Origin of the sequence: Burkholderia sp. 9777_1386, assembly GCF_015712265.1 — a bacterium.
In the GTDB taxonomy this organism is placed as follows: domain Bacteria; phylum Pseudomonadota; class Gammaproteobacteria; order Burkholderiales; family Burkholderiaceae; genus Burkholderia; species Burkholderia cenocepacia.
On record NZ_JACCQB010000016.1, the window covers coordinates 25,405 to 37,716 of the forward strand.

Annotated in this window: 11 protein-coding genes; 8 read left to right on the forward strand and 3 right to left on the reverse strand. The window is 66.4% G+C overall.

Annotated elements, in window-relative coordinates; translation table 11 throughout:
- The first annotated feature begins 3 nt into the window (after positions 1-3).
- The 5 genes from H0X91_RS14730 to H0X91_RS14750 are packed head-to-tail and all read left to right on the forward strand — an operon-like array spanning position 4 to position 5,831.
- A complete protein-coding gene (locus tag H0X91_RS14730; RefSeq protein WP_062885011.1) occupies positions 4-1,050 on the forward strand; it encodes an amidohydrolase family protein in 1,047 nt (348 codons plus the stop codon).
- On the forward strand, positions 1,047-2,327 hold the full coding sequence (locus H0X91_RS14735) for an MFS transporter (RefSeq protein WP_006494206.1): 1,281 nt from the start codon (positions 1,047-1,049) through the stop codon (positions 2,325-2,327). The genes H0X91_RS14730 and H0X91_RS14735 overlap by 4 nt, the downstream gene beginning before the upstream one ends.
- Entirely contained in the window at positions 2,324-3,562 is a 1,239-nt protein-coding gene (locus tag H0X91_RS14740; RefSeq protein ID WP_196433107.1) for an MFS transporter, read from the forward strand. The genes H0X91_RS14735 and H0X91_RS14740 overlap by 4 nt, the downstream gene beginning before the upstream one ends.
- An 11-nt stretch (positions 3,563-3,573) precedes the next feature.
- Entirely contained in the window at positions 3,574-4,896 is a 1,323-nt protein-coding gene (locus H0X91_RS14745; protein WP_196433108.1) for an MFS transporter, read from the forward strand.
- A 2-nt stretch (positions 4,897-4,898) separates the two neighbouring features.
- Positions 4,899-5,831 carry an amidohydrolase family protein gene (locus H0X91_RS14750; protein WP_062885008.1) on the forward strand — a complete coding sequence of 311 codons (933 nt, stop codon included), beginning with the start codon at positions 4,899-4,901 and terminating at the stop codon, positions 5,829-5,831.
- A gap of 191 nt (positions 5,832-6,022) precedes the next feature.
- Here the strand turns inward: H0X91_RS14750 and H0X91_RS14755 are convergent, their stop codons facing one another.
- From H0X91_RS14755 to H0X91_RS14765, 3 genes are all read right to left on the reverse strand, one after another.
- Positions 6,023-6,817, reverse strand: a complete 795-nt coding sequence (locus tag H0X91_RS14755; protein ID WP_048987665.1) for an SDR family NAD(P)-dependent oxidoreductase — start codon at positions 6,815-6,817, stop codon at positions 6,023-6,025.
- A 61-nt stretch (positions 6,818-6,878) separates the two neighbouring features.
- Complete coding sequence (locus H0X91_RS14760) at positions 6,879-7,733, reverse strand: type 1 glutamine amidotransferase domain-containing protein (protein ID WP_230205719.1); 855 nt, start codon at positions 7,731-7,733, stop codon at positions 6,879-6,881.
- Between the two features lie 9 nt (positions 7,734-7,742).
- Entirely contained in the window at positions 7,743-8,456 is a 714-nt protein-coding gene (locus H0X91_RS14765) for a type 1 glutamine amidotransferase domain-containing protein (protein ID WP_196433119.1), read from the reverse strand.
- 121 nt (positions 8,457-8,577) lie between these two features.
- On the opposite strand from H0X91_RS14765, the gene H0X91_RS14770 reads away from it, so the two are divergent.
- The 3 genes from H0X91_RS14770 (at position 8,578) to H0X91_RS14780 (ending at position 12,304) form a co-directional block, all read left to right on the forward strand.
- Positions 8,578-9,486: a LysR family transcriptional regulator gene (locus H0X91_RS14770; protein ID WP_060264822.1), complete on the forward strand. Its 909-nt coding sequence runs from the start codon at positions 8,578-8,580 to the stop codon at positions 9,484-9,486.
- A 239-nt stretch (positions 9,487-9,725) separates the two neighbouring features.
- Positions 9,726-10,916, forward strand: coding sequence for a M20 aminoacylase family protein (locus H0X91_RS14775; RefSeq protein WP_006482607.1), 1,191 nt, complete (start codon positions 9,726-9,728; stop codon positions 10,914-10,916).
- Positions 10,917-10,972: 56 nt separating this feature from the next.
- Complete coding sequence (locus H0X91_RS14780; protein WP_062885007.1) at positions 10,973-12,304, forward strand: MFS transporter; 1,332 nt, start codon at positions 10,973-10,975, stop codon at positions 12,302-12,304.
- The last annotated feature ends 8 nt before the right edge of the window (positions 12,305-12,312 follow it).

Here is a 12,312-nt window from a genome sequence, read left to right on the forward strand (position 1 = left end):
GCGATGCAGACCGTTCACGCGCCCCATCTGCCGGTCAGGCCCGAGTGGCTCGCATTGCGCGACGAGCCGGTGCTCGAACCCGAACTCGCCATCGTCGACGCCCACCATCACCTGTGGGACCGCCAGACCGGGCGCTATCTCGCGGACGAGTTCGGCGCGGACGTGCGCGGCGGGCATCGGATCGTGTCGACGGTCTACGTGCAGTGCCGCTCGATGTTGCGTGCAAGCGGGCCGGAGGCGTTCAAGCCGGTGGGCGAAGTGGCATTCGCGAGCGGCATCGCCGCGATGTTCGATAGCGGCGCATACGGCCCCACGCGCTGTTGCGAGGCCATCGTCGGCGGCGCCGATCTGTCGCTCGGCGCGGAACTCGATGCGGTGCTCGACACGATGCTGCAGGTGTCCGGCGGGCGATTGCGCGGCATCCGCAATCCGCTCGCGTGGCATGCGAGCCCCGACGTGCGGTCGAGCCCGGTGACGCCGCCGCGCGACCGGATGTCGGAGCAGGCTTTCAGGCAGGGCGTGACGACGCTCGGCCGCTACGGGCTGTCGCTCGACGCGTGGGTCTATCACACGCAGCTCGACGACCTGTACGAACTCGCGCGCGCGTCCGAGGACGTCGTCGTCGTCATCGACCATTTTGGCGGCCCCGTCGGCGTGGGGCCGCATGCCGGCCGGCGTGCCGAAGTGCATGCGCAGTGGAAACGGCAACTCGCGCGTCTCGCCGCGTTGCCGAACACGCGCATGAAGCTCGGCGGCGCGGGCATGACCGTGTTCGGTTTCGACTTCGCCGCGCGCGCGCTGCCGCCGTCGTCGCAGGACCTGGCGGCCGCGTGGCAGCCGTATTTCGATACCTGCGTCGAGCTTTTCGGCGTCGATCGCTGCATGTTCGAAAGCAACTTCCCCGTCGACAAGGGGATGTTCGGCTATCGCGTGCTGTGGAACGCCTTCAAACGACTCGCGTCCGCGATGTCGGTCGACGAAAAGGCCGCGCTGTTCAGCCGGACGGCCGCCTCGACGTATCGCGTCGCGATTCCCGGAGACAACCCATGAAGACGACTGCAACCGTGGCGACGCAGGACATCGATGCCGCCGCCGCGGAAAAAGGGCTCACGCGCGTGACCGGTATCGAGTGGCGTTCGCTGTCGCTCGCGGGGCTCGGCTGGACGTTCGAGAGCTACGACTCATTCCTGCTGTCGCTGCTGCTGCCGACGCTCGCGCTGCAGTTCGGGCTGAACAAGGCGCAGCTCGGCATGTTCACGAGCGTCACGGCGGCCGGACAGATCATCGGCGGCATTCTGTTCGGCTTCGTGTCGGACCGGATCGGGCGCGTGCGCACCGCGCTGCTCTGCGTCGGCATCTACTCGCTGTTTTCCGGCCTGATCGCATTTGCGCCCGATGCGCACGCGTTCGCCACGTTGCGCTTTTTCGGCGCGCTCGGCATGGGCGGGACCTGGACCGCCGGCGCGGCGCTCATCGCGGAGACCTGGCATCCGGGCCGGCGCGGCAAGGGCGGTGCGCTGATGCAGATGGGCTTGCCGATCGGCGCGATTCTCGCGATCGCGATCTCGGGCATCGTCGGCGCCACGCATGGCGGATTGGGCGGCGACGGCTGGCGTCTGCTGTTCCTGATCGGTGCGTCGCCGTTCTTCATCCTGTTCTGGGTCGCGCGCAAGACGCCGGAATCACCGATCTGGCTCGAACGCCGGCACGCGAAGTCGCAGGCTCGCAAGCCCGACACGGCCGGTCACGAAAAGCTGAACGTGCGCGGCCTGCTCACTGCCTTCTGCTTCATCTTCTTCCTGCAGTACCTCTACTGGGGCGTATTCACGTGGACGCCGACGTTCCTGATCACGGTGAAGCACCTCGACTTCGTGCATAGCCTGAAGTTCGTGCTGGCGTTGCAGTTCGGCGCGATCACCGGGTTCCTGCTGTTCTCGGCATGGGTCGACCGGCTCGGCCGGCGGCCGATGTTCCTGGGCTACCTGCTGATCGGCGCGCTGGCCGTCGGCGTGTATATCGTGTCGGCGAATCCGTTGCTGCTGATGACCGCGATCTTTCTGACCGGCTTCAGCGTGAACGGCATCTTCGCGGGTGCCGGCCCGTTCCTCGCGGAGATCATCGGCAACACGGCATCGCGCGGCTTCTTCATGGGTCTCGCATACAACGGCGGCCGGCTCGGCGGCTTCATCGCGCCGTTGATCATCGGTGCGCTGGCGTCGACGTCGGGCGGCTTCGTGCTCGGACTCGCGACGACGATCGTCGCGTTCGTCGCCGCGGCCGCGGTCGTGCTGTTCGCGCCCGAAACGCGCGGAAAGGCGCTGTCATGAACGTGGCGACGCAAGCGGGATGGGTGAACAGGCTGTTTCCCGCGCTGACGGAGGCATCGCTGCGGCGCTACCTGAGCGGGCAGGTCGCGTCGGTGCTCGGCAGCTGGACGCAGAACGTCACGCTGAATCTGCTGATCTATCACCTGTCCGGCTCGGCGGCGATCCTCGCGCTGCTCAACTTCCTGCTGTACGGGCCGCAGTTGATCGTCGCACCGGTGGCGGGCTCCCGCATCGGCTCGGCCAACGCGCGCCGCGTGACGCTCTGCGTGCTGACGACGTCGCTGCTGCTGACGGGCAGCCTCTTCACGTTGTCGCTGCTTGGCCTGCTCGGCGTGAAGCTGATCCTCGCGCATGCGCTGGCGATCGGCGTGTCGAGCGCGGTGGAAACGCCGGCGCGGCAGGTGCTGCTGCTGACGAGCTTGCAGGATCCGACGCACACGTCCAACGCGGTCGCGATGAACACGATGGTCTACAACGTCGGGCGTATGGTCGGCCCGACCATCGCCGGCTTCGTCTATCCGACGCTCGGCCCGCGGACGTCGTTCGCGATCTATGCGCTCGCGCTGTGCTTCATGGCGGCGTGCGTGCGGTCGATCCGGACCGCGACGGTGGACGGCCCGTCGCGCACGGAAAGCGGCCTGCGCGATGCGGTCGGCTACGTGCTGTCCGATGCGTTCTCGGCCCGCTATCTGCCGATTCTCGCGTGCATCGACCTGTTCGCCGGCAGCTACCAGACGCTCGTGCCGCTGCTCGCGGACCAGGGCTTTCACGACGCGGCGCGCTTTACCGGCGTGTTCTTCGCGTGCGCCGGCGCCGGCTCGTTGAGCGCGGCGGTGCTGCTGTCGTCGGCGTTCGGGCCGCGTGCGTCGCGCCGGCTCATCGCGTATGCGCCGTGGACGGCAGTCGGCGCGCTGGCCGTACTGGCCGCGACGACCGATGCGGCGGGATCGATTCCCGCGTTCTACGCGCTCGGCTTCAGCCTCACGTTCGCGGCCACGTCGACGAACGCGACGATTCAGCGGCAGTGCCCAGAACACGTGCGCGGCGGGCTCGTCGGGATGTACGGCATGGCCTACAACGGCACGATGCCGTTCGGTTACCTGCTCGTCGGCAGCGCATCGGAGGCGCTCGGCGTGCGACACACCTTCGCCGCCATGGCCGCCGTGCTGGCGTGCGGCGTGGTGACGGTCATCGCGTGGCAACGGTTCACAGGAACGCGCTCAGGCGCACAATAAACGGAGACAACATGCAAGCCGGTTTCATGGAAGCGTTCGCGATCGAGCGCCGGACCATACGAAAGGTCGTCTGGCGACTCATTCCCTTCTTGATGATCTGCTACCTGCTTGCCTTCATCGACCGGGGCAACGTGGGGATGGCGTCGCTGCAGATGAACCATGACCTCGGGATGTCGGCGCAGGTCTTCGGTTTCGGCAGCAGCCTGTTCTTCATTTCGTACTTCTTTTTCGAAGTGCCGAGCAATCTCGCGCTGCAGAAATACGGCGCGCGAATCTGGATCGCGCGGATCATGATCACGTGGGGCATCGTGTCGGCGGCGACCGCGCTCGTGCACAACGCGACGACGTTCTACGTGCTGCGTTTCCTGCTGGGCGCGGCCGAGGCCGGCTTCTTCCCGGGCGTGCTGCTGTATTTGTCGTACTGGATTCCCGCGCAGTACCGCGCGCGGATCGTCGCGACGTTCATGGTCGCGATTCCGGCCGCGAGCTTCATCGGCTCGCCGATCTCCGCGCTGCTGTTGCAGATGGACGGTGTCTGGGGCCTGCGTGGCTGGCACTGGCTGTTCATCCTCGAAGGCATTCCCACGGTGCTGCTCGGCATCGCGTGCCTGTTCATGCTGACGAACAAGCCGGAGAACGCGAGGTGGCTCGACGACGACGAGCGCGCGTGGCTCTCGAACGCGCTGGCCGCCGGCCACAAGACGCGCAAGAAGGTGCCGTCGTTGCCGCTTGCGCAACTGTTCCGCAACCGCTATGTGCTGTGCCTCGCGCTCGTCGACACGTGTGCTTCCGCGGCAGGCAGCACGCTGTCCGTGTGGCAGCCGCAGTTGCTGAAGTCGTTCGGCTTGACCGTCATGGAAACCGGCCTGCTGAACTCGGCGCCGTACGCGGTGGCCTCGATCCTGATGGTCTACTGGGGCCGGCGCTCGGACCGCCTCGGCGAACGCCGCTGGCACACGGTCGTACCGATGCTGCTGATCGGCGTGGGCCTGTTCGCGACGTCGCTGAGCGGATCGCTGCTGCCCACGATCTGCATGCTCTGCGCGGTGCTGGTCGGCGCGTATTCGTTCAAGGGCCCGTTCTGGGCGCTCGCGACCGACATGCTGTCCAACAGCACCGTGGCGGCCGGGCTCGCGACGGTCAATGCCATCGCGAACCTGCTCGGCGGCGGGCTGATGGTGAACGTATACGGGTGGGTGAAGGCGGCGACGGGCAGCTACGCGCTCGCGTTGATGCCGCTCGCGATCCTCACGCTCGTGAGCGTCGCGACGCTGCTGCTGCTCACGCGCAATCATGCGGCCGGCAAGCTGGTCGGCAAGACGGGGACCATCTGATCATGGCGCGCATCGCGAGACGTGAATTCCTCCGGATCGCCGGCGCCGCGCTGGCTTCGGCTGCATCGCCGAGGCTGGCCGCGGCCGACGAAACGTGGTCGAGCGGCACCGAACGGCCGGCGTTCCGGTTGCCCGACGGGGCGATCGACTGTCACATGCACATCTACGACGACCGGTTTCCGGTCGCGCCGGGCACGACGCTGCGCCCGCCGAATGCGACCGTCGCGCAATACCGAAGCGTGCTGGCGCGTATCGGCGTGAAGCGCAACGTGGTCGTGACGCCGTCGACGTACGGGACGGACAATCGCTGCACGCTGGCGGCGATCGCGCAGTTCGGCGCCGACGCGCGTGGCGTGGCGGTGGTCGACGGCACCGTGAGCGACGACGAACTTCGGATGCTCGATCGCGGCGGCATCCGTGCGATCCGCTTCAACCTCAGCTATCCGGGTGCGACGACACTCGACATGCTGGCGCCGCTCGCCGCGCGCATCGCGAACCTCGGATGGCACATCGAGCTGGTGGTGCAGGGTGCGCGGCTGCCTGAGCTGGAGCCGCATCTTGCGGCGTTGCCTTGCCCGCTCGTCATCGACCATATCGCGCATGTGCCGCAGCCCGGCGGACTGTCGTCGGCCGCGTTTCGTACCGCGCAACGCCTCGTGGAAAAGGGCCATACGTGGATCACGTTGTCGGGGCCGTACGTCGACAGCAAGACGGGCGCGCCCGCCTACGACGACGTCGCGCCGGTCGCGAAGGCGCTGATCGACATGGCGCCGGAACGCATGCTGTGGGGCACCGACTGGCCGCACCCGACGCAGAAGACGGACAAGCCGGACGACGCAAGCTTGCTGGACGTGATCGCCGGCTGGATCGGGCGGCCGGACTGGCAGCAGCGGATATTCGTCACGAACCCGGCGAAGTTGTACGGATTTGCATAGCGCGGGGAGGAGGTCGGGAAGCTTGAAGCCGCTGACGAAACGATGTCGTCCGCAATCGGAGGATATGTTTGAAGGCGGATGGAGCCAGCGGCTGCTCGGCGGCGGCTACCGCCGACCGCGTCGCGCGGTATCCGGCCAGACGCGCGCGTCGACGGCGACGCAGGCATGTGCGCCGACAAGCGGCCTGCGGCTCAGAGAATCGACCGGTAGGTGCCGCCCTCGACGCGCACCGCGGCGCCATTGGATGCCGCGCCCAAAGGGCTGGCAAGCAGCGCCACCATCGCGGCAATCTCGTCGGCCTCGATCATGCGGGCGATCAGCGAGCTTGGACGATACGTGCCGAAGAAGTGCGATTCGATTTCCGCATCGGTCATATCGGGCCGAGGCGCGGTTTGCCGAAGATACGCGACGATGCCTTCGGATCGCGTGGCGGACGGCAGTACGCTGTTGACGGTCACGCCGGTTCCCTTCGTCAGTTCGGCCATGCCGCGCGAGACCGCGAGTTGGGCCGATTTGCTGACACCGTAGTGCACCATGTCCGGCGGCGTGAACGCACCGACTTCGCTGGACATGAAGATCACACGCCCCCAGTTCTTCGCAAGCATGCGAGGAAAGTAATGCCGTGACAGCCTGACACCCGACATCACGTTGACGTCGATCATTCGCAGCCAGTCGTCATCGGTGATTTCCGCGAACGGCTTCGCTTCGTAGTAGCCGAGATTGTTCACGAGAATATCCGTATCCGGCTGTGCATCGATCAGTGCCGCGACGCCTCGCTCGCCGCTTACGTCGGCGACGATTCCGCGTACGCTGCCGCGCGGCGCGGCAGCAGAGAGCTCGGCGACGGCTGCGTCGAGCTTGTCTCGTTGCCGCCCTGTGATCGTGACCGCGACGCCTTCCGATGCCAATGTTCGCGCGATCGCCATCCCGATGCCGGCGGTGGCGCCGGTGACGATCGCGGTTTTTCCTTCAAGTTGCAGATCCACGGTTTGCTTCTCCTTTACTTTACTCATCGAGGAACCAGCACGGCCGGTCCGTTGCACGGCATTACTTGAGCCGCTTCAGCATTTCGCCGGCGACGTCCAGCGCCGACGCCGGATTCTGTCCGGTGATCAATTCGCGATCGGTCACCATGTGCGCGGTAAACGGCACCTCGTTGCTGCTATAAACGCCACCCGCGCGTTGCAATGCGGTCTGCGGATAGAACTTCATCGCGCCGCCGCCGAGCAGCCCTTTGGCTTGCTCTTCTTCCGCGTTGCTGATCACCGTCATCCGGTAACCGGCGTAGATCCATTTCATGTCGCCGTCGCCCGCGTTTCCCGCCGCGAGCTTTCGCGTGAAGCCCGGCGCATCGGGCAGGGTCGACAGCAGCGCAATCGGGCCGTGGCAAACGAGCGCAGTGGTCTTGCCGCGCGCGTGAAAGTCGGCCAGCAATCTGCCGACGGCGGCACTGGTCAACAGGTCCTGCATCGGCGCATGGCCGCCGGGAACATAGACGGCATCGAAGTGCGCGTAACCGATCTGCTCCACCCGCGACAGGCTGATCACCGGGGAGTGCGCGCGCGACGTGATTTGCAGCCGGTCGAGCAACGCGCGGTAGTCGCGCATCGCGTTTTCGTCGCCGTTGAAGTACATCTTGTCGGCCGACGTGACGTCCAGCGTCGGCGCCTTGCCCTCCGGCGTCGCGAAGGTCACCTGGTGGCCGGCATCGAGCAGCGCCTTCACGGGCTGCATCAGCTCGTTCAGGTAGAAGCCCGTCGCGAAGACCTTGCCGTCCTTCAGGTCGAGGTGGTCGGAATCCGACAACACCACAAGCACGTTGGCAGCGTGGGCGCCGTATGCGGCAATGCCGAGGATTGCCGCAACGGCGAGCTTGCGCATCGAATACATCGCTTTCTCCATCGGGAAGTTTCAGGCTTGTCGTGAACGGGTGAGCAACAGATGACGCATCGCGGCGCCCACGCCGGAAGCCGACTGCGGGTTCTGGCCGGTCACGAGCCGTCCGTCGACGACGACCTTCGCGGTCCAGTTCGGTGCGGGATCGTGAAGTGCGCCACGCTGCTTCAACGTACTCGCGAGCAGGAAGGGGACCACGCGATCGAGCTGGACCGCCCGTTCTTCTTCGTCCGTGAATGCGCTCAGATTCTTGCCGGCGACGAGATAGGTACCGTCGTCGAACTTCACGTCGACCAGTGCGGCCGGGCCGTGACATACGGCACCAACCACGCCACCCGCTTCATAGATCGTGCGCGTCACCTTCTCCACGTCGGCGTTGCGGGGAAAATCCCACATTGCGCCATGACCGCCGGGAAAGAAGACCGCCGCATATTTCGACGCGTCGACGTCGCCGAGCCGCTGCGTGTGGCGCAGTGCGTCTCGGAACGCGGCATCGCTCCAGTACTGGGCGTTGATTTCGTCATCGAGATCGAGCCCGTCGACGGGCGGTTCGCCGCCCTGAATCGATGCGAATTCGACGGGAATGCCGGCCGCGTCGAGTTCGGCCAGCGGATGCGTCACTTCGCCGAGATAGAAACCGGTCGGCTCCCCGGTCGAGCCTTTCCTTGCGTGGCTCGTGAGTACGAATAGAACCGACAGATCCTGCCGGTCGCGATGTTCGCCATTCATGCTGTGCTCCTGGATTTCAATGGGTGACTCGACGATGCAGTCACGACGCACGCACTTTATTTGGCTCGGTCGCGGAGATAAACTGGCGAAAAAGTAAAGCTTTTGTTCTTTGGAGGACAAGATGGCGCGCAAATTCGACCATCTCGGTGACGTGGAAGCATTCGTGACGGTGGTCGAAAAAGGCTCGATGACTGCCGGCGCGGTGGCATTGGGCAGCACGCCTTCCGTGTTGAGCCGGGCCATCACACGCCTGGAAGCCCGGTTGGGCACGCAGTTGCTGCGTCGCTCCACGCGGCGGTTGAGCCTGACGGAGCACGGCCGGCTCTATCTGGAGCAATCGCGCGCGGCGTTCCTGCTGATCGATGACGCCGAGCGGGCCATTCAGGGGCACGGCGGTACCTTGACCGGCCATGTCCGGCTGAGCGTACCCACGACGTACGGGCACTATCGTCTGCCGCCGCTGCTTCGGCGGTTCACGCGGGAGCACCCGCACGTTCGCGTGGAGTTGAACATCGCGAACCGGAACGTGGATCTCGTGGCCGAGGGTTTCGACCTGGCGATCCGTCTGGGCGAATTGCCGGACAGCGGCCTGGTCGCGCGCAAGCTCGAGGATGCGGCACTGTGCCTGGTCGCGTCGCCCGAGTATGTCGCGCACGCCGGCACGCCCGGAAATGTGGCCGACCTGGAGCACCATCTTTGTTTGCCGTTCATGCTGCCCAGCAGCGGCCGTATCGCGCCCTGGGTATTCCGCGACGGCGATCGGGACATCGATTGGCTGCCGGCTTCGAACGTCGCGGTGTCCGACGATGTGCTCGGTGTCGTGTCGATGGCGCAGAGCGGCGCCGGGATTTGCCAGACCTACGACTTCATCGTTCAGGACCGGATCCGGGCCGGACATCTCGTCGAAGTGTTGCCCCATCTGCGCGGGCGCACACGGCCGTTTTCGGTCGTCTATGCGCCGCATCGCCGCCTGTCGGCCGCGTCCCGCAACTTGATCGACATGTTGGTCACGTCGGCATCCGAGGCTTGAAGTGCCGGCAATGCCGACGCGAGATTCGGCGTGGCGTGACGGGTGCTGCATCGGATGCCTGTATTCGAATCTCATCGAAAGCGACGCGAGCCGGACCGAAGCCCCGTATTAACCCTGATTAAAAACACTTATCACGGTGAAAAATTCCGCATCTTCTTGAACCGATATCGGCTCGCTATAGTGGCTCGCTTTCCCGCACGCATCCGCGGCGTGCGCAGACAAACGGCAGGAGCCCCTTGATGACCACCGATACCCGCTTCACCGAAGTCGAGGATCTGATGCCCGCCGCCGGCGGGCTGCGCGAGATCCGTCACCACATCCATCACCACCCCGAACTCGCGTACGAAGAGCACGACACGGCCGCGCTCGTCGCGGACAAGCTCGAGCAATGGGGCTGGCAGGTGACGCGCGGCGTCGGCAAGACGGGTGTCGTCGGCACGCTGAGGGTGGGCGACGGCACGCGCAGCATCGGCATTCGCGCGGACATGGACGCGCTGCCGATCGTCGAGGCGACCGGCCTGCCGTATGCGAGCGGCACGCACGGCAAGATGCACGCATGCGGCCACGACGGCCACACCACGATGCTGCTCGGCGCCGCCCAGCATCTCGCGAAGACGCGCCACTTCTCGGGCACCGTGCACCTGTATTTCCAGCCGGCGGAAGAGCACGGCGTCGACAGCGGCGCGAAGAAGATGATCGACGACGGCCTGTTCGAGCGTTTCCCGTGCGACGCCGTGTTCGGCATGCACAACCATCCGGGCGCGGCGCCCGGCGTATTCCTCACGCGGCGCGGCCCGTTCATGTCGGCGGGCGACAAGGCGATCATCACGATCGAAGGCGTCGGCGGCCACGCGGCGCGGCCGCACCTCACGGTCGATCCGGTCGTCGTCGCGGCGAGCATCGTGATGGCGCTGCAGACGATCGTCGCGCGCAACGTCGACCCGTCGCAGCCGGCGGTCGTCACGGTCGGCTCGATGCACGCGGGCACCGCGAACAACGTGATTCCGAACGGCGCGCGCCTCGAGCTCAGCGTGCGTTCGTTCAGCCCCGACGTGCGCGCGCTGCTCAAGCGCCGCATCACCGAGCTGGCCGAAACGCAGGCCGCGAGCTACGGTGCGACTGCCAACGTCGAGTACATCGAAGGCTATCCGGTCGTCGTCAATACGGATGCCGAAACGGATTTCGCCGCGCAGGTCGCGCGCGAACTCGTCGGCGATGCGCACGTGGTCGAGCAGGCCGACCTGCTGATGGGCAGCGAGGATTTCGCGTTCATGCTGCAGCAGCGACCGGGCTCGTTCGTGCGGCTCGGCAACGGCGAAGGCGAGGACGGCTGCATGGTGCACAACCCGAAATACGACTTCAACGATCGCAACCTGCCGATCGGCGCGGCGTTCTGGACGCGCCTCGTCGAGCGTTACCTCGGACAGTGATCGCGGCGGCGGCGCGCGGCCGGCGCTTCCGGCCGCATTGACAGGAGAGGATAGCGATGCAGAAGGACCATCTCGCGCTGCACCCCGCGTCGACGGGCGCCGCCGAAGCCGGTGCGCCCGGCGCGCCTGCCGTCACGCGGCGCGGCGCGATCGCCGCGGCCGTGATCGGCAACTGGCTGGAATTCTTCGATTTCACCGTGTACGGCTTCTTCGCGGTGCTGATCGGCAAGCTGTTCTTCCCGTCGAGCGACCCGACCACGTCGCTGCTGCTGTCGGTCGCGACGTTCGCCGCCGGCTTCTTCACGCGGCCGCTCGGCAGCGTCGTGCTCGGCGTCTACGCGGACCGCAAGGGACGCAAGGCCGCGCTGAACCTGACGATCATGCTGATGGCGCTCGGCACCGGCCTGATCGCGATCGCGCCGACCTATGCGCAGGTGGGCGTCGCCGCGCCGCTGCTCGTCGTGTTCGCGCGCTTGCTGCAGGGTTTCTCACAGGGCGGCGAATTCGGCGCGGCGACGTCGACGCTGCTCGAACAGGGCGGCACGTCGCGTCGCGGGTTCCGCGCGAGCTGGCAGCTCGCGACGCAGGGCGGCGCCGCGCTGATGGGCTCGGGCTTCGCAGCGCTGCTGTCGAACACGATGACGAAGGATGCGCTGGAAGGTTGGGGCTGGCGGCTGCCGTTTCTCGTCGGCGTGCTGATCGCGCCAGTCGGGATGTTTTTGCGCCGCCGGCTCGCGGACGATGCGCCCGGCGACCGCCATCACGGCATCGAGCGCGGCGTGCTGCACGAACTGTTCTCGAAGCACACGCGCACGGTGTTGCTGCTGATGCTCACGGTGATGGGCGGCACGGTGTCGACCTACATCCTGACCTTCTACATGCCGACCTACGCGATCCATACGCTCGGCCTGCCGATGAAGCTGTCGATGTTCGTCGGCGTCGCGTCGGGCTGCGTGATGCTGGTCACGTGCCCGCTGTTCGGTTGGCTGTCGGACCGGCTCGGCAGCCGCCGCCTGCCGATCTTCGTCGGCCGCGGCGTGCTGGTCGCGCTGCTGTTCCCGGCGTTCTGGCTGATGAACCATCATCCGACGCTGTCGGTGATCCTGCCGCTGACCGCGCTGATGCTGCTGTTCTATTCGCTCGGCTCCGCATCGGAAATGGCGCTGATGTGCGAGTCGCTGCCGCGCCACGTGCGCGCGACGGGGATCTCGATCGCGTATGCGCTCGCGGTGACGATCTTCGGCGGCACCGCGCAGCTGATCGCGACCTGGCTCGTGAAGACGACCGGCAGCAAGCTCGCGCCGGCCGGCTACGTGGCCGCGTGCGTGGTGCTGTCGCTGGTCGCGGTCGCGATGCTGCGCGAGACGGCGCGGGAATCGCTGGACTGACGTGCGAG